Raw genomic sequence first — 17,814 nt, forward strand, 5'->3', positions numbered from 1 at the left:
GAATCCCCCCGGCCAAAAATACCCTCTCTTCTTGCTTTGATCGAATGTTATCCAATAGAAGAAAGCCATAGTGTGCATGCGGGCCAGAGTAAAAACTCTTTGGCTATCAGCCTGCGGTGGCGCGGTCAGATCGAACTTGAGTCCAAATCCAGGGGCAAGGGCGGCATTGAACGTTATATGTTCTACACTTTCTGCAACCCGCTTTCCTGTGCGGCGGCTCACGGCGTTGGCGGCTTTGCGTCGCGACTCCGACGCTAGAACATCGTCGGCCTCCTCAAAAGCACCAGATGCGTCAGGCTGCATAGAGATCGCCGAAAGATCATTTTCCAGCTCAGCTTTCTGTCCATTACACCGCTTGCATGACCATAGGATCAGATTCCATTGACGATCCAACTTTCCCTTTGGCACGAATCGGCGACCAATCACGTGCTCTTTGCTGCGAGAGCTCACGTCTAAAGGGGCGTTGCAATACACGCAGGTCTCATTATCAATTAGAATTGGCAAGTGCGGAGCCATCTCTTTCAATCTTTGATCGTACATGCTTCACCTCTTTTCCGGCTCTCTAGGCGAGTCCCTCTCAGAAGCTCTGAGGTGTTCCAATGGAAAAAATCATTGAGAACGGACTAAATTCGATTCGTGTTGGGTTAGAGGATTATGAGCGCGCTTTGGAAGTTCACGATGACGCACGACTAACGTCCGCGATTCGCAACATCTATGCGGGTATCATGATACTAGCCAAAGGAAAACTGTATCAACTGTCTCCCCCAGACTCGCCGGGAATCCTAGTCCGCGTTCTACGACCAAGCCTCGTAGAGGGTAAAGTCCAGTTAGTGGCAGATAGAAACAAAACAATCGATTACGCGGAAACTAAGAATCGGCTGAAACATTTTTCAATAATGCTCGATTGGACTCGCATTAAGCGGATACGAGAGATTCGGAACGATCTAGAGCATTTCTATCATAGCGGCGCTCGCACAAATGTTCGGGACGCAATCGCAGATTCGGCCACGGTGATTCGCGAGATTCTGAGATTATTGCAGCTTGATCCAATTCATGATTTGGGGGAGCGATGGTGGACAATCCTCTTGAGAAACGAGGCATTGTTCAAACAGGAACTATCGGAGTGCCGCAGGACTTTCTCTGCTGTTCGCTGGATCAATGAATCTGCGAAAGCGGCAAGTGAGTTTTTCTGTTGTGAGCGCTGCGGATCGCACCTGATTCGACAAGTAGACCTTGGGAACATTGACCAAGATGACATTTGTGCAGAATGCGTTGCTTGCGGCACGGAAGCGAATTCAAAGTCGCTGATGGGACACGCCGTGTGGAAGCAGTATTCGCGCGAGTCGTACGAAGCTTTTACCCAAGGCGGCGAGTTCCCGGTTGTGCGTTGCCCGGACTGCAAGTGCCAAAGTATGGTTGTTGACGGCCCCGAATGCGCCGTCTGTGGGTATCGTCTAGAGACAAATACCAAGTGGTGCGAGATTTGTCGAAACCCGCTGTCGACGCGCGAGACTTTCGACGGAAGTCATCAGTGCCCCCCTTTCTTGGATAATTAGAGGCCGAGATATTTTCGGTCTGAAGTTCCCCTTTTTGGAGTTTCTTACCGCTCAATGCGCGTCGGCTGTCGGCGCCTTGGGCGGGGCGACCTTCCGCATCAGCGGCACCATCGCGGTCGCGATGACGAAGCAGACGAAGATGATCCAGAACGCATCGGAGAAGGTCTGCACCTGCGCCTCGCGCCAGGTGAGCGCCCAGAGCTGCTTGAAGGCCGCGGTCTGGCCGGCGACCGCGTCGCCACCCATTGCGTCGCTATAGATCGTTCCGACCTGGGCCATCAGCTCGGTCAGCGCGGTGTTGGTCGCGTTCAGATGCTCGGCCAGCCGCAGGAAATGCAGGTTGGTGCGGTCGTTGAGGATGGTGGCGCAGCCGGCGATGCCGATGGCCCCGCCCAGATTGCGCATCAGATTGAAGAGGCCCGAGGCGAGCTTGAGCCGGTCCGGCGCCAGCGCGCCCAGGGTCAGGGTCACGGTCGGCGCCACGGCGAACTGCTGGGCGAAGCCGCGGAAGGCCTGCGGCAGCAGCAGCTCGCGCCAACCCCAGTCATGGGTGATCGGCGTGAAGTTCCACATGCTGATGGCGAAGCAACCGAGGCCGAACATCATCAGCCAGCGCAGATCGATGCGCCGGGCGCAGAAGGTATAGATCGGGATCCCCAGGATCTGGAAGACGCCGGTCGAGAAGATGGCAAGGCCGATCTGAAGCGCGCTGAAGCCCCGGACATGGGCGAGGAAGATCGGCGTCAGATAGATGGTCGCGAAGATACCGACGCCGGTGACGAAGGAGAAAAAGCAGCCCAGCGCGAAATTGCGGCTCTTGAGGGCGCGCAGATCGACGATGGGATTGGCAAAGGTGAAACTGCGCCAGATGAAGAGCAGGCCGGAGATCGCCGTGGTCCAGGTCGTGGTGCGGATGGTGTCGTCCTCGAGCCAGTTCCAGCGCGGACCCTCCTCCAGCGTATAGGCGACGCAGCCGAGGAAGATCGCCATCAGGACCATGCCGAGATAATCGGCGCCGCGTAAGAGCGACCAGTCGGGCCGGTCGATCTTGACGAGGATCGGCACCACCACCGCCACGAAGATACCCGGCACGAGATTGACGAAGAAGAGCCAATGCCAGGAATAGCTGTCGGTGATCCAGCCGCCGACGGTGGGCCCGAGCGTCGGCGCCAGCGAGGCGAGCGCGCCCACCGTGGCCGCCGCGATCACGCGCTGATGGCCGGCGAAGAAGATGAAGGCGGTGGTGAAGACGGTCGGGATCATCGAACCGCCGAGGAAGCCCTGCAGTGCGCGGAAGACGATCATGCTCTGGATGTTCCAGGCCCAGCCGCAGAGCAGGCTGGTGAGCGTGAATCCCACCGCCGAGATGCAGAAGAGCCAGCGCGTCGACATCACCCGCGACAGCCAGCCCGAAAGCGGGATGACGATGATCTCGGCGATCAGATAGCTGATCTGGACCCAGGAGACCTCGTCGGGGCTGGCGGAGAGACCGCCGCCGATATCGGCGAGCGAGGCCGAAACGATCTGGATGTCGAGGAGCGCGATGAAGAAGCCGACGCACATGGTGGCGAAGGCGAAGACCTTCGCCGGCATCGAGAGCTGGGCCGGGTCGACGAAGCCGCCGCCCATCGCTCTCGATGTGAGGGCGCTCACGGGGTGGCTCCGCCGGCTGGCCGCAGATCGACCGCGACCGTGACCGAGAGGCCGGGCCGCAGCACACCCAGTTCCGACGCATCGCCATCGAGCAGGATGCGCACCGGCACGCGCTGCACGATCTTGGTGAAATTGCCGGTGGCGTTCTCGGGCGGCAGGACGCTGAACAGGGCGCCCGTGGCCGGCGCCAGGCTCAGCACATGGCCATGGAACTCACGGCCCGGCAGCACATCGGCCTCGATCGTCGCCTCCTGCCCCGGCACCATCCGGGCGAGCTGGCTCTCCTTGAAATTGGCATCGACCCAGAGACCGCGTGCCGGCACCACGGCCAGGAGCCGCGCGCCGATCGTGGCATAGGCGCCATCGCGCGCCGCGCGGTTGCCGATCACGCCGTCGATGGGTGCGCGCAGTTCGGTGTAGCCGACATCGAGCCGGGCCAGGTCGCTCTCGGCGACGGCCTGGGCCAAGGCCGCCTGGGCCTGCTGCTTCTGGGTGTCGATGACGTCGAGCTGACGCTGGGCCGCGTCGAGGGCGGCGCGCGCCTTCTGTCCGTTGGCGATCGCGGCCTTGTAGGTCGCGTCGGCCTGCTGGAAGCGCTGGGTCGAGGCGTCGGCCGTGGCCAGGAGTTTCTGATAACGGCTCTGATCGTCGCGGGCGCGGGCGATCTCGGCATCGGTGGCGCCGATATCGGCCTGCATCTGGGCGATCACCGCTTCCTGCAGCCGGCGCGTGGCGTCGAGATTGGCGAGCGTCGCCTGCTCGGCCGCAACCGCGGCCTCGGCCTTGGCGAGCGCCGCCTGGTAATCGCGGTCGTCGAGCTTCACCAGCAGATCGCCCGCATGCACCGACTGATTGTCGGTGACCGCGACCTGGGCGATCAGGCCCGAGACCTTGGGCGAGACCACGGTCACCTCGCCGCCGACATAGGCATCGTCGGTGCTCTCGATAAAGCGGCCATTGCTCCACCAGTCATAGCCATACCAGGCGGCACCGACCGCGATCACGAGACCGAGGCCGATCGGCAGCAGCCGCTTGAGGCGCTTCCTGAGCGCATCCTTGGGTGGGATGGAAACCAGGGTCCGGTCCAGAACGACGGCGTTCATGACAGGTCTCCGCGTGGGAGCGGTTAAAAGTTCAAACGGGAGATCAGAGATCGACCTCGGCGGCATCGCCGATCCCGAGATCGCGGGCGCTGATCGCACGAAGATTCGTGCGGAGCTCGGCGCTGTGCTCGCCGCCGAAGGTCGCCTCGAACTGCGTCTGCGCCTCGAGCCATCCCTTCGCCGCCGCGCGCAACCGTTCCAGGCCCACCTCGGTCAGATGCAGCTCCTTGCTGCGCCGGTCGGTCCGGCTCGGCTTGATCTCGATCAGGCCTTCGCGCTCGAGCGGCAGGATGTTGCGGCCGAGCGTGGTGCGGTCCAGCACCAGCTCCTTCGCCAGCGCATTGATCGTCATCGGCCCAATCCGCCGCAGTCTGGCGAGGATCCCGAACTGACTCGCGCGCAGACCCGTCGGCACCAGGAACCGGTCATAGAACTGCGTCACATGGCGCGCGGCTTGGCGCAGCGCGAGGCAATGGCAAAGATCGGGTCTCGGGAAGCCTTCGGGTGACAACATGCTTGCCCCTCCAATTGAATTAGGCGCATATGCGCTTATATAGGCGTATATGCTCCTATGTCAATCCAAGAGAGCTGAAATGCCCCCGCGCAACGACCTCCCAAGGTCTTAATCACTTGATATTAAAATAGAAATTGAAGGAGTCCAACCATGACCTCCCGCCCCTCGGTGGTCTTCGTCAGTCCGGTCCGCACCGCGATCGGTGCCTTCGGCGGCAGTCTCAAATCTGTGGCCGCACCTGATCTGGGCGCTGTCGCGATCAAGGCGACCCTCGAGCGCGCCGGGCTCGAGCCCAGCGCCGTCGATACGGTGGTGATGGGTCAGGTGATCCAGGCCGGCGCCAAGATGAATCCTGCGCGCCAGGCGGCGATCCATGCCGGCCTCCCGGTGACGGTTCCGGCCCTGACGGTCAATCGCGTCTGCGGCTCGGGCGCGCAGGCGGTCGTCTCGGCGGCGCAGGAGATCCTGCTGGGCGCGATCGCCAGCGCCGTCGCGGGCGGGATGGAGAACATGGATCTGGCGCCCTACCTGGTGCCGCAGGCCCGTCGCGGCTATCGCATGGGCGATGCCCAGCTGATCGACAGCATGCTGCATGACGGGCTCTATGACGCCTTCTCGGATCGCGCCTCGGGCTGGCATACCGAGGATCTGGTGCAGAAATTCCAGATCGGCCGCGAGGCGCAGGACCGCTGGGCCCTGCGCTCGCAGCAGCGTTTCGCAACCGCGCAGAAGGCGGGCAAGTTCAAGGCCGAGATCGTTCCCGTCGCGACCGGCGACCGCAAGGGTTCGGCTCTTTTCGAGGCCGACGAAGCCAACCGGCCGGAGACGACGCTGGAGAAGCTGGCGGCGCTGAAGCCCGCCTTCCGCGAGGAGGGATCCATCACCGCCGGCAATGCGCCGGGGCTGAACAGCGGAGCCGCCGCCATGCTGCTGGCCGAAGAGCGCTGGGCGGAAGCGCATCGCCTCGAGCCTGTGGCCCGCCTCGTCGCCTATGGGATCGCGGCGGTCGAGCCCGGCATGTTCGGTTTGGGGCCGATCCCCGCGGTGAAACAGGCGCTGACACGGGCCGGATGGGTCATCGGCGATCTCGATCGCGTCGAGATCAACGAGGCCTTTGCCGCCATCGCCATCGCGGTGACACGCGAGCTGGGCCTCTCGGAAGAGATCGTCAATGTCGAGGGCGGCGCCATCGCTCATGGCCATCCGATCGGCGCGACCGGTGCCGTGCTGACCACGCGCCTCATCCACTCGATGCGCCGGGACGGCTTGAAGCGCGGCATCGTCACGCTCTGCATCGGCGGCGGCCAGGGCATCGCGCTCGCGATCGAGACGATCGCCTAGTCAAGGCCGGCCACTCGGCGCGTCCGTCACAAGCGCGCAACAGAAGCCCTGCTATAGGACTCCCCGCATTCATTCACGTGGGGATTCTCCTATGATTCGCAAACTGAGCATTCTGCTCTTGGTCGCCTTCTTCCAGATCGGGACGGCGGCCGTTCCGGTTTGGGCCGACGACGCAAAGCCCTACATCACCGCCCAGGAACTCGACCTGACGAAGTTTCTGGCCCCGCCGCCGGCCAATAATTCTCCCGAGATGCAGAGCGAACTGGCCGAAGTGTTGACCTTGCAGGTCACCCGCACCCCCGAGATGGTGGCGCGAGCCCAGGCCGATGCCGAGGAGAATGTCTGGCGCTTTGCCGACGTCCTGGGCCCCAAATTCACCAAGGACGCCCTGCCGAAGACGGAGGCGTTCTTCGCGCGGATTGTCGAGACCGAAGGCGCCGTGGTCGATCCGGCGAAGGATTTCTGGAAGCGCCCGCGGCCGCATCTCTATAGCGACCTGGTCAAGCCTGTCGTCCCGCTCTCCAAGTCGGGCGCCTATCCGTCCGGCCATGCGACGGTGGGGACATTGATGGCCATCATGCTGTCGAACATGGTGCCGGAAAAGCGCGCCGAATTGATGGCGCGCGGCTGGGAATATGCCAACAACCGCGTCGTCGGCGGGATCCACTACCGCAGCGATGTCGTGGCCGGACGGATCGCCGGCAACCTGATCGCGGAGGCGGTCATGAACCAGCCGGATTTCGCCCCCGAATATGACGCCGCCCGCGCGGAGCTCCGGGCCGCCCTGCAACTGCCCTGAGGGCCTCAGCGCGGGAAGGCGGTGAGCTGCGCGACGCTCTGTCCGATGAAGAGCTGGGGCTCCGAAGCCGGATGATAGTCGGCGTCCTCTTCATGCTGCGTCACGCAGGCGCGGCTGCGATCCATCACGGTCTGCCAGGGCAGGCCGCGATCGATCGCCCGCAGGATGCATTCGTCGAACACGGTGAAACGCAGGCTGGCGTTGCAACCGAAGGATGAGCGATCGCGCCGCGCTGCCGTGAGAATGACTCGGTTGGGGGTCCGCATCGCGCCGCTGTCGGTATAGACGCCGGAGAAACATCCCGAAGCGATCACCACGGTCGGCCGATCGCGGCAGGGGCCCGCCAGCAGCCGGTCGAGCCCCGACGGCGCCAGATAGGTGCGGGAGGCTGCCAGCACCAGCCCGCCCTCGCGCTGCCCGTGCGAGGTCATGAAGACGAAGCAGCCCTCGCTCTCGGCCGGCGCCAGGCCGGCGAAGACGCGCTGGATATTGCTGCCGATCGCGGCGGCGGCACCCTTCGCCCCCGCCTTCAGGACCGTGATCCGCTTCGGATCGACGCCCGCGCCCTCGAGCTTGTCGGCCATGGCGTCGACCGCGTTGGCGAAGGCCGGTTCCTGATTGTCGCCGGCGATCAGCACCGCGACCCAGCCCGTCGGCTGCTGCAACGGTGCCGCCGGCTGCGCGCCCGAGGCGCAGGCCGCGATCGCCAGGCAGAACAACAAGGCGGTCCGTTTCAACATCGCGATCTTCACTCGCTCCATTCCGACGGGCCGCCGTCCGGCGCCACAGCCACAGCTTGTGATCGGGCGCTGCCGGCGCTTCCCTTCAAGGTTGTGGATATGTCATGTTTATCGGATTGCCGAGATCGGGGGTTCTCTATCGATCCGTCGCCGATCCCGCCCAGGGGGAAGAAAAATGCGGACAATCTTGGCCTGCCTCGCCTTGCTGCTGCTGAGCGCCTGCGCCGTCGGAAACACCCATGACTACGCGACCGTGATGCCCTATCCGAAGGTTAAAGGCAGCAGTTCCGTCGCGGTCGCCGTCCAGGATGAACGCTCCTACATCCTCAATCACAACAAGAAGGAAAGCTTCTCCGGCCTCTATCGGGGCGGTTTCGGCAATCCCTTCGACGTCATGACGTCGTCAGGAAACCCCCTCTCGACCGATTGGCGCAACACCATTGTTGCCGCATTGAAGGCGAAGGGATTCGCAGCCGGGCCGGTCGAAACGGCCTTGGGCCTGAGCCAGGACGACGCGACCAAGGCGCTGGTGGCACAGGGCAAGGATCACGCGCTGCTGTTCGTCATCACCGAATGGAAATCCGATACCATGATGAACACCGCCCTTCATTACAACGTGACCTTGACCGTGTTCGACAAGGCCGGCGCCGCGGTGGCCGAGACCAACTTCTCGCGCAAGGACGATCTGGGCCCGGCGGTCCTGCCCAAGGATGCAAGGCTGGCGGTGGCGCAGGCCTATCGCGAGACGCTGGAGACGCTGCTGAACGATCCGAAGGTGATCGAGGCCTTGCAGCAATGAGCCCGGCATGACGTCGGGTTCGTCGCCAACCGGACCGCGAGGCTGGTGCTAGACCATTCCGGGCCCCGGAGAAGCTCGGTGCGGTGGCGGCGCAGGCGCCTTCAGGCAATGCGCAATTCCGTTGTCGGATCGAACAGGCTGGCGCGGCTCATATCGATGGCGATGCGCACCGGCTTGCCGACCTGCTGCAATTCGCCCGGTTTGAGCCGCGCCGTTACCGCCACGCCGTCGACGGAAAGGACAGCCATCGTATCGGCACCGGTTGGCTCCAGCAGCTCGACCAGGCCATCGAGTGTCGCTGTAACCTGGGTTGTCGCCAACCCGATCGTTTCCGGCCGGACGCCCAGCATGACGTCGCGGCCCGCCTGGAGAGCGGAGGACCCTCGCGCCTCGGGCAGAGGCAGCCAAGGCTGCATCCGCTCCGGCAACGTCTCCGTCGAGAGCCTCAGCCCGACGCCCAGCCGGCCGCCCCTCGCCGTGAGCCGGCCAGGAAGGAAATTCATCGGCGGTGTGCCGACGAATCCCGCCACATACATGTTGGCCGGCCGCTCATAGATTTCCTCGGGCGGTGCGAATTGCTGAACCGCGCCGTCGCGCAGGATGGCGATGCGCGAGGCGAGCGTCATGGCTTCGATCTGGTCGTGCGTCACATACACGATGGTCGTCCCCAGACGCTGATGCAGCTTCTTGATCTCGGTCCGCATTTCGGCGCGGAGCTTGGCATCGAGGTTGGACAGCGGCTCGTCGAAAAGGAACACTTTCGGTTCGCGCACCATGGCCCGCCCGATCGCGACCCGCTGGCGCTGGCCGCCGGAAAGCTGTGCCGGCTTGCGGTCCAGCAGATGCTCGATCTGCAGCAAGGTCGCGACCCGCATCAGCGCCGCCCGCTGCGAGGCCCGATCGACGCGGCGGATCTCCAGGCCGAAGGTCATGTTGCGGGCCACGCTCATGTTGGGATAGAGCGCGTAGGACTGGAACACCATGGCGATGTCCCGATCCTTCGGATGAACATCGGTCACGTCGCGGTCGCCGATCAAAATCTCGCCCTCGTTCGCGTCCGCCAGGCCGGCGATGACGTTGAGCAAGGTCGACTTGCCGCAGCCCGAAGGCCCGAGCAGCACCAGGAACTCGCCGCTCTCGAGCCGGATGTCGATGCCTTTCAAGACTTCGATCGGTCCGAAGCGCTTCTTGATCCCGCGAAGAGTCAACGAGGACATGCCTTGGCGCCCCATCATCCCTCTGTCGCCGCGGAACGGTCCGCCAACTCGACATATCGGCGCGGATGGGTCGAGATCGCCAGCGACGCAATATGCGTGCCTCGCCTGATCGCCGCCTCGAAACCGCAGCCCGCCGCGATTGCCGCCAGATAGCCCGCATTGAAGACATCGCCGGCGCCGACGGTATCGATCGCCGTCACCGCCGGCGCAGGCACCTCCACCAACGCTCCACCACACAGGCCGACAGCGCCCCGGGGGCCGCACTTGGCCACGATGGCGGCTCCGTCCGGCGCCAGTTGCGCCGCCGCCGCCAGCGCGCGCTCGATCTTGCCGACCTCGAACAGCGACAGCAGCTCGACTTCGTTCATCAGCACATGGTTGCAGCGGGTGAGCCAAGCGCGGCAGTCGGCCCGGATGCCGGGCGTCCAGCCCTGGATCGGCCAGCCGGTGTCGATTGCGATTTCGACATCGGAAGAGGACAGCAGGTCAAAGAGCGCGGGATAGGCCGCCGTCAGCCGGTCGGTCAGGAAGCAGCCGACGATGAGCGCGATCCCGTTCCGCAGCGCCGGCAAATCCAACATGCCCCGGACCTGTTCCAGGCTCAATCGCGCGATATGGCCGGGCGTGGTGAGAAATGTGCGTTCGGAATCGGGATGCGAGATGCCGACGGAAAAGGTGGTGGCGCAGGATTCGCGCGGCCATCGGGCGCCATGCTCGTGAAAGATCGCGCGCAGCCAGTCCCCGAACATGTCGTCGCCGGTACTTGCCGCCAATTGGAACGGAACCTTCAATGCCTGCCAGGCCAGCGCGCTGTTGCCGGCGGCTCCGGCCGGGCGGACATCGCCCTGATCGACCAGGGATTCGGTACCGGGCGTCAGGACCGGCAGGCAATCGCCGACGATGATATCGACATTGACGTTTCCGACGACGGCAAGCGGACGCATTTCTATTCGACGCGCGTGATCTTGGCGCTGCGTTTCGGCGTCCCGACATCCTTGACCCGCTGTTCCGCGAGGCCGATGGCAAGCCGCTGCGCAGACGGCAGCATGGAGAATATCGCGGCCAGTCCCGAGGCCGGCGGGAGGCGCAAGGTGACGTCCCCGCCCGTGCCGTCCTGGCCCGAGGCATCGAACAGAACCGTCGGAGACCGCGCCGCGATCGTATCGCGCGCCATGGATCGATTGAGGGCCGCAGCCGGTTCCTCCGCGCAGAACAGCACCACCCCCACCTCGGGACCCAGAATCTCCATCGGCCCGTGGCGCAGCTGGCCGCCTTCGAGCGCATAGGCCGGCATGCGGCCGAGTTCCATGGTGGTGAGCGCGATCGCCTCGGCGAGGCCGCGAAGCGACCGCGCGGAGAAGAGCACGGTGCGACAGTCGCGCAGCAACCCGAGGGCGGCACCGACGTCGACCGTCGGAGGTGCCTTCAGCGTTTCGAGCACGGGCCCGATATCGCGCCCCAGCTCCGCGAGGATCGCGGCATGGAGCGCGAGTGTGACCGTCAGGCTGCGCGTGGCGGCGAAGGCGTGCTCGGTGCCGCCGGCGCCAACGAGGCTCGGCAGCGTGCGGGCCAGCGTGGAGCTGCTTTCGAGGGTCAATCCGAATGCCGCGTCGCGCCCCTTCAAGGCCCCGAGAGAGCGCACGACTTCGGCCGACTCTCCCGATTGCGAAGTCAGAATGACGGCGCTCTCTGCCAGATCGAGGGATGAATAGAGCTGTTCCGACAAGGTCAACGCCACCGCCTGGACCCCGAGCGCCCGATATTCCACCTCCGCCATGCGATTGACGGCGTGCGATCCGCCCATGCCCAGCAGCACCAGGCGCTTGCGATGCCGGATCGCCGCTGCGATGACGCCAGCACGTCCCGCGGCCGCCGCGACCGAGGCCAGCGCGTCTTCATGTTGGCGCGCCATCTCCCGCTCGAGTGCGCGCAGTCCGTCGCCGCCGTCCATCGATGTCCCTGCTGTCATCCCTTCACGCTTCCCGTGGTCAAACCCGATATCAACGCCTTCTGCAGGACGAAACCGATGGCAACCGGCGGCAACGCCGCGATGATCCCCGCCGCCGCGATCAATCCATAGTCGGCAATGCGTCCGCCGGCGAGATCCGCGATCGCCACCGTCAAGGTCTTGGCCCTTTGATCGGCCGTAAAGAGCAGAGCATAGAAGAATTCGTCCCAGGCCAGCAGAAAAGCGAACAGCGCCGCCGTCGCGAGGCCCGGGGCCGCCAGGGGCAGCGTCACATGGCGCAGGGTCTGCAGCAGGTTTGCGCCATCCATCATCGCCGCCTGCTCGATCTCGAACGGCACATTGTCAAAATTGCTCTTCAGCAGCCAGGCCGTAAAGGGCGCGAGGATGCTGAGATAGATGAGAGCCAGGCTATAGGGCGAGTTGAGCGCGCCGAAGGCGCTCAAGCCGAGATACATCGGCACCACCAGAACGACCGGTGGCAGCATGTAGGTCGCGACCGAAACCTGCAGCATCCAGGAATAGCGCCGCGGCATGCGCGACACCGTCCAGGCCGCCGGAATGCCGATGAGGACCGCCAGGGCCGAGCCCAGCGTCGCCACGATCATGCTGTTGCGCAGCGCGGCAAGGAAATTCGCGCCCACGCTGTTCTCCGCGAACGTCACCAGCTTCGCATAGCGGCTGAAATCCCATTCATGCGGCAACCAGCGCAAGGGAAGGGTCGTCAGATCGTTGGTGCTGCTGACGCTCATCAGACCCATCCAGATCACCGGCATCAGGACCACGGCGGCAAGCAGCAAGGCCGCCGCTTGAGTGAGCCAGCGCTCGACGATGCGGCTGCGCGCCCGTCGCGTCATCGCAGTTCCGCCTGCCGGCGCATCGTGGCCACGTAGAGCGCCGTGAGGCAGGCGCTGATCAGGGCGATCAGAAGTGCGATCGAGGCCCCGCTTCCCGCACGCTGGAAGGAGAAGGCTTCCTGATAGACCACGACGCTGAGCGATTTGGTGCTGTTTGCCGGTCCCCCTCGGGTCATCACCCAGATGATGTCGAACACCTTGAAGGCCTCGATCGTGCGCAAGACCACCGCGACCGTCAAAGGGCCCGAAAGATAGGGCAGATAGACGGCACGAAAGCGCCGCCAGGGTCCCGCCCCGTCGATGGTGGCCGCCGCCCTCAGCTCGTTCGGTACCGATTGAAGGGCCGCCAGGCAGATGAGCGCCACCAGCGGGAAGTTCTTCCAGGCGTCTGCGGCACACACAGCCCACAGGGCCGAGTGCGGGTCGCCCAGCCAGGTGCGATAGGCGTCGATCAGGCCGAGCTGGGTAAGCGCCGCGTTGAGAGCGCCGAAATCGGGCTGATAGATCAACCGCCACATCGTCGCGTTGACGACGGTCGGCAACGCCCAGGGAAGAATCATCAAGGCCCGGAGAAGGGTGCGGCCGCGAAAGCTCTGGTTCAGCAGCAAGCCGGCCAGAACGCCCAAGACGAGTTCGATCGATACCGAGATCACCACGAATTCGACGGTGACGAGCAGCGCCGAGCGAATCTGCGGATCGGCGAAGGCATGCTGGTAGTTTGCCCAGCCCACCCACTGGCTCTCGCCGCCCAGAAGCCGCGCATCGGTGAAACTGATCCAGATGGTGCGGATCAAGGGCCAGCCGATGATCGATGCCATGACGAGCAGCAGCGGCAATGGCAGGAACCACGCCCGACGGCTCATCCATCGGTTTTCGATCATCGGCTGGATCACGAACTCGGCGACGGATCGACGATCTCAGAGGCCGGAAGCTTTGGCAGCGTCCGACAAGGCCGCCTCCGGCGTTACCGATTTCAGCAAGGCGGACTGGATCGCCTGCTGGAGGGCCGTCGAGAGCTCCTGATATTTCGGCGTCGTCGGCCGCGGAAACATCAAGGCCAGCGAGGTCTTGGCCGCCGCGACAAGCTGCTCCTGATCCTTGGCGACCGCAGGATCGTCATAGGACGCCGACCAGATCGGCAGGCTGAGCTTGGCGAACTTCTCCTGCACCGGGCGCGAGGTCATGAAGACGATATATTTCCAGGCTGCATCCGGGTTCTTGCTGGTCGTCGTGATCCCGAGCCCCATGGAGCCGTTGACGGCCGAGGCTTGAGACTTGCCGGCAACGCCCGGCGCCGGAACCACGCCCACATTGCCTGCAACCTTGGATTCCTTGGGATCATTGGCGAGGTTGTACATGTAGGTCCAATTGAGAGCGAAGGCCGCCTGGCCACTCGAGAAAACGCGACGCACATCCTCTTCGAGATACTCCTTCGAATTGGGATTGGTCAGGCCCTCGTCGATGCTCTTGACCATATAGCTGAGCGCATCGAGGCCGCCGCCGGACTGGAAGGCCGGCTTGCCGCTGTCGTCCAGGAACTTGCCGCCATTGGCAGCCAGCAGGGTCGTGTAATCGCAGATCACGGCCTCCGCCTGAGCCCAGCTCCACACGATGGGGGAAGCGGCGATGCCCTTGTCCTTGAGAATCTTGGCCTGCTGGAGCAGCTCGTCCCAGGTCCTGGGCGGCGTCGCGATGCCGGCCTTCTTCAGCATCTCGGTGTTGTAATAGAGGTATTTGGTGTCGAGGATCCACGGAATGCCATAGCGATGGCTCTTATACTCGACCGTGGTCCAGGCACCCGGCAGGACGCCCGCCTTCATCTCCGGCGTGATGCGGTCGGTCACGTCGACCAGCACCTTCTCCCCCGCGAACTCGGCCGGCCAGATCACGTCGAACAGAACGACGTCGTAGCCGGAGCCGGCACCTTGTGCCAGCAGCGTCTTGTCGCGCAGACCTTCATAAGGCACGAACTCGACATTCACCTTGATGCCGGGATTGGCCTTCATGAAATCGGCGGTCATATCGCGGACATTGTCCTCGCTATAGGCCGCCTGGCTCATAAACAACGCGTTGATGGTCGTTTCGGCGCGGGCCGGCCCGCTGGCGAAGGCCCCCATGATGACGGCGAGCATGGCCGTCGCCGCGATTCGGATCGACATGTCCGTCCTCCTGTCGGTTCAGCTTGTTGTGACCGCCGGCGGGCGATGACCTATCGCTGTTCCGCGACGGCGTCTCATTATTTCAATTCAATTGACTTAATAAATACGGCATAGAATGGCGCGGGCTGTCAACGTTCCTATCCCGATGAAACCAAAGAGGCCTTTTGCAGTGCAGCGTGGAATCCGCGCCGTTCCAGGGGCCAACCTCGATGGCGCCAGCGCCCATAACCGGCGCGTGATCTTCGACGCGCTGCGGATCAATGGCGCGCTCACGCGGGCCGAGCTTGCTCGCGCCACCCAGCTTACGCCTCAGACGGTCAGCAATATCGTCGAAAATCTGCGGAGAAAGGGCCTCATTGCGGCGGATGCGCCGCGGCGCCAGGGCCGCGGGCAGCCTGCCCGGCCCTATCGGATACTTCCCACCGGCGCCAGCGCCATCGGAGTCCAGCTGGACCGCCATCAGATGCTGGGAGTGACGGTCGATCTGGCAGGAACGCCGCTGCTGCAATGCCACCGGCCGCTACCGCCTGGCGGTCCTCGAAAGGGCGGCCCGGCTTTGTTGAAGATGATCGAGGAGCTGCGCGGCGCGGCGGGAGGACGATCGAAGGCCGGTGCGGCCCGCCTGCTGGGGGTGGGCATCGCCATGCCGGGTCCGTTCGGCACCTTCAGCCACGAAGATCCCTGGCGCATGGAGGAGTGGCAGGATTTTCCGCTGGTCGAATGGCTGGCAGAGAAGACCGGCCTCTGGGCCAGCGTGCAGAATGACGCCGCCGCCGCCGCCATCGCCGAGAAAATGTATGGCGCAGCCTCCGGGCTCGACAATTTCGTGCATCTCTTCATCGGCTATGGTCTGGGCGTCGGGCTGGTGTTGCGGGGCGCCATCTATTCCGGTGCCGCCAACAATGCCGGCGAGATCGGACAGGTCATTTCCGCCGCCGCCCGCGACCGCCCCGCCGAGGCGATCGAACATTACGTGTCCCTGCTGGCATTGTGCCGCTATCTCGATGTCGATCCGCGCCAGAGCGATGTCATCGACAGGTTGCAAGCCCGATTCGAGGCGAGCGACAAGCGGCTGCGGCACTGGATCGCGATGGCGGCGGATCACCTGCGCCATGCGATTCACGCGCTCGAGTCCTTGTTCGATCCGGAGACGGTGGTGATTGGCGGACAAATGCCGCAAAGCATCCTGTCGGCGCTCATCGCGTCGCTCGATCCGCTGCTGCCATCGGTCGCCGACCGCCGCAACCGGCTAAGGCCACGCCTGACCATTGGCGCCAACGGGCTGTGGTCGGTCGCTCTCGGGGCCGCCCTCCAGCCGATCTCGCACACGTTCGACCCGCGCTTCGACGCGATCACCAAGGCAGTCAGTTCTTCTTAGCCGCCCCGCAAAATCTCCGGAGGCGTGGCATCAAAGGGCGACGGCGGGGAAACGCGCCGCCTCCTCTCGCAGACTCAGCGAGAGCCTGAAGCTCGAGACGCGACGCCAAGGTCTTGGGGCAATGTCTTGGAGGGTTATTGGAGCGGGTGAAGGGAATCGAACCCTCGTCGTAAGCTTGGGAAGCTTCTGCTCTACCATTGAGCTACACCCGCGAGGCTCCGAGTCCCACGTTATAGGCAAAGCCGTGGGAACCGACAAGAATCGCCGCGCGAGATCTTCCACTACCCGCAAAGGTTGAATGAAACACCGGAAAAAGAGAACAGCCGGGGCGAAACCGGTCGGGGCCAGCAAGGGCCGCGATAACCCAGTCCCTGTAAGTAGTTTCCGGGGCTGGCGCGTCGGCCCTTAACCATCGGATATACAACCATGGATAATGCGGACTGACCGGAAACGCATAGAGGCTGGTCCGATGGGCGTCCGAGACATGGCCCGATCGGCTTCCGGACCAACCCGACAGGCGTTGAGTGCTTCGCTACATTTTTACCACAAACTGTGGTAAATTGGCCACAAGAGCCTCGAAAGACAGCAATTTCACCCACTGGCTTTGACAATTTACCGTACCAACCCTAGTATCCGCTGGAGTGGTGGTACAGCCGGATAGCCCGGTTCGGCGCCCTTGCAGGGGGTTGGGCATGGGGCTGGTGCACTACCGTGGCAAGGCGCTAACGCCAACCGCGGGTTTTGGGGAGATAAAAAGATGTTGAATTTGAAGTCCTTGGGGGTCGTTGCGCTGATGGGCCTGCTGGCCGGGTGCACGACCAACATTCAAGCCATGAAATCGGTGGAGGCGACGGGCTCGCCCTTCACGAAGGCTCTGGCCGAGGAATACCGGCAGATCGTCACCTTCGAAGCCGACCAGATGTATGACTGGCCGGATGCGGACTATTTCGCTCAGAAGGGCCTCAAGGCCGCTGCTGGCGAAGTGGTGCAGCCGGAAGAGCTGGCCAATTGGGACCTCCCGGCCGAGTGGGCTGGCGATCTCGCCGAAGGCCGCAATCGTTTGATGGTCGCGCTGGAGTCCGGCGCCCGTGATTCGCACCCCGATCTGGCGGCGCGCGCGCAGGGCCGCTTCGACTGCTGGATCGAGCAGGCCGAAGAGAACCATCAGCCCGACCATATCGCCGCTTGCCGCAACGCCTTCTACTCCGCGCTCGAGGAACTCGAGGCGGCGATGAAGCCGGCTGCCATGGCTGCGGCTGCCGAGCCGGCGATGCCGTCCAGCTACATCGTCTACTTCGACTTCGACAAGTCGAACATCCGTCCGGATGGTCAGACTGTCATCCAGCAGGTCATCTCCGACGCCAACAAGATCGGCACGCCGCCGATCTCGGTGACGGGCTACACCGACCTGTCGGGTTCGGAAGACTACAACATGGCCTTGTCGCTGCGTCGTGCCGACGCGGTCCGTGACGCCCTGATCTCCGGTGGCATCGCCGCCGACCAGATTACGACGGCCGGCCGCGGTGAGGCCGACCCTGCAGTGCCCACGGCCGATGGCGTGCGCGAGCAGGCCAACCGTCGCGCCGAGATCATCATCCAGCAGTAATCTCGACGACGGGGTTACGACCCTCTGATCGCGGCGCCGGAAGAAATTCCGGCGCCGCTTTCTTTTGTGGATTCGCGATGGCCCTCCGGGGCCATCACCGGGGGCCGGAAGAAATTCCGGCGCCGC

At 63.9% G+C, this 17,814-nt stretch carries 16 protein-coding genes and 1 tRNA gene; 5 read left to right on the forward strand and 12 right to left on the reverse strand.

Annotation, left to right across the window (positions count from 1 at the left end):
• The 4 genes from ACREE8_RS02145 to ACREE8_RS02160 form a co-directional block, all read right to left on the reverse strand.
• Positions 1-540, reverse strand: a 540-nt coding sequence (locus ACREE8_RS02145) for an HNH endonuclease (RefSeq protein ID WP_431571331.1), incomplete at its 3' end; no start/stop codon positions are given.
• Positions 541-1,607: 1,067 nt separating this feature from the next.
• Complete coding sequence (locus tag ACREE8_RS02150) at positions 1,608-3,209, reverse strand: DHA2 family efflux MFS transporter permease subunit (RefSeq protein ID WP_431571332.1); 1,602 nt, start codon at positions 3,207-3,209, stop codon at positions 1,608-1,610.
• Positions 3,206-4,312, reverse strand: a complete 1,107-nt coding sequence (locus ACREE8_RS02155) for an HlyD family secretion protein (RefSeq protein ID WP_431571333.1) — start codon at positions 4,310-4,312, stop codon at positions 3,206-3,208. The genes ACREE8_RS02150 and ACREE8_RS02155 overlap by 4 nt, the downstream gene beginning before the upstream one ends.
• A gap of 43 nt (positions 4,313-4,355) precedes the next feature.
• Complete coding sequence (locus ACREE8_RS02160; protein WP_431571334.1) at positions 4,356-4,826, reverse strand: MarR family winged helix-turn-helix transcriptional regulator; 471 nt, start codon at positions 4,824-4,826, stop codon at positions 4,356-4,358.
• 150 nt (positions 4,827-4,976) lie between these two features.
• Between ACREE8_RS02160 and ACREE8_RS02165 the strand changes: the two genes are divergently transcribed.
• Both ACREE8_RS02165 and ACREE8_RS02170 read left to right on the forward strand, forming a co-directional pair.
• Positions 4,977-6,167, forward strand: coding sequence for a thiolase family protein (locus tag ACREE8_RS02165; RefSeq protein WP_431571335.1), 1,191 nt, complete (start codon positions 4,977-4,979; stop codon positions 6,165-6,167).
• A gap of 91 nt (positions 6,168-6,258) precedes the next feature.
• A complete protein-coding gene (locus tag ACREE8_RS02170; protein ID WP_431571336.1) occupies positions 6,259-6,966 on the forward strand; it encodes an acid phosphatase in 708 nt (235 codons plus the stop codon).
• Positions 6,967-6,971: 5 nt separating this feature from the next.
• On the opposite strand, the gene ACREE8_RS02175 is transcribed toward ACREE8_RS02170, so the two are convergent.
• Positions 6,972-7,706 carry a C13 family peptidase gene (locus tag ACREE8_RS02175; RefSeq protein WP_431571337.1) on the reverse strand — a complete coding sequence of 245 codons (735 nt, stop codon included), beginning with the start codon at positions 7,704-7,706 and terminating at the stop codon, positions 6,972-6,974.
• 175 nt (positions 7,707-7,881) lie between these two features.
• Here ACREE8_RS02175 and ACREE8_RS02180 point away from each other — a divergent pair, with 175 nt between their 5' ends.
• Complete coding sequence (locus ACREE8_RS02180; protein WP_431571338.1) at positions 7,882-8,505, forward strand: hypothetical protein; 624 nt, start codon at positions 7,882-7,884, stop codon at positions 8,503-8,505.
• Between the two features lie 101 nt (positions 8,506-8,606).
• On the opposite strand, the gene ACREE8_RS02185 is transcribed toward ACREE8_RS02180, so the two are convergent.
• Genes ACREE8_RS02185 through ACREE8_RS02210 form a run of 6 tightly spaced genes read right to left on the reverse strand, consistent with a single transcriptional unit; the run spans position 8,607 to position 14,704 of the window.
• The gene (locus ACREE8_RS02185; protein WP_431571339.1) at positions 8,607-9,722 is read right to left on the reverse strand and encodes an ABC transporter ATP-binding protein; all 1,116 of its coding nucleotides are present in this window, start codon (positions 9,720-9,722) and stop codon (positions 8,607-8,609) included.
• 14 nt (positions 9,723-9,736) lie between these two features.
• Entirely contained in the window at positions 9,737-10,666 is a 930-nt protein-coding gene (locus ACREE8_RS02190; protein WP_431571340.1) for a carbohydrate kinase family protein, read from the reverse strand.
• Positions 10,667-10,668: 2 nt separating this feature from the next.
• Positions 10,669-11,691, reverse strand: coding sequence for an SIS domain-containing protein (locus ACREE8_RS02195; protein ID WP_431571341.1), 1,023 nt, complete (start codon positions 11,689-11,691; stop codon positions 10,669-10,671).
• Complete coding sequence (locus ACREE8_RS02200; RefSeq protein WP_431571342.1) at positions 11,688-12,545, reverse strand: carbohydrate ABC transporter permease; 858 nt, start codon at positions 12,543-12,545, stop codon at positions 11,688-11,690. The genes ACREE8_RS02195 and ACREE8_RS02200 overlap by 4 nt, the downstream gene beginning before the upstream one ends.
• On the reverse strand, positions 12,542-13,408 hold the full coding sequence (locus ACREE8_RS02205) for a carbohydrate ABC transporter permease (RefSeq protein ID WP_431571343.1): 867 nt from the start codon (positions 13,406-13,408) through the stop codon (positions 12,542-12,544). The genes ACREE8_RS02200 and ACREE8_RS02205 overlap by 4 nt, the downstream gene beginning before the upstream one ends.
• Positions 13,409-13,462: 54 nt before the next feature.
• A complete protein-coding gene (locus tag ACREE8_RS02210; RefSeq protein WP_431571344.1) occupies positions 13,463-14,704 on the reverse strand; it encodes an extracellular solute-binding protein in 1,242 nt (413 codons plus the stop codon).
• Between the two features lie 169 nt (positions 14,705-14,873).
• Between ACREE8_RS02210 and ACREE8_RS02215 the strand changes: the two genes are divergently transcribed.
• Positions 14,874-16,082, forward strand: a complete 1,209-nt coding sequence (locus ACREE8_RS02215; RefSeq protein WP_431571345.1) for an ROK family transcriptional regulator — start codon at positions 14,874-14,876, stop codon at positions 16,080-16,082.
• 138 nt (positions 16,083-16,220) lie between these two features.
• Here ACREE8_RS02215 and ACREE8_RS02220 read toward each other — a convergent pair.
• Positions 16,221-16,294, reverse strand: a tRNA-Gly gene (locus ACREE8_RS02220).
• A gap of 545 nt (positions 16,295-16,839) precedes the next feature.
• Between ACREE8_RS02220 and ACREE8_RS02225 the strand changes: the two genes are divergently transcribed.
• Positions 16,840-17,688, forward strand: coding sequence for an OmpA family protein (locus tag ACREE8_RS02225; protein ID WP_431571346.1), 849 nt, complete (start codon positions 16,840-16,842; stop codon positions 17,686-17,688).
• Positions 17,689-17,814: the final 126 nt, after the last annotated feature.

It is taken from the genome of Hypericibacter sp. (assembly GCF_050729195.1).
In the GTDB taxonomy this organism is placed as follows: Bacteria; Pseudomonadota; Alphaproteobacteria; order Dongiales; family Dongiaceae; genus Hypericibacter.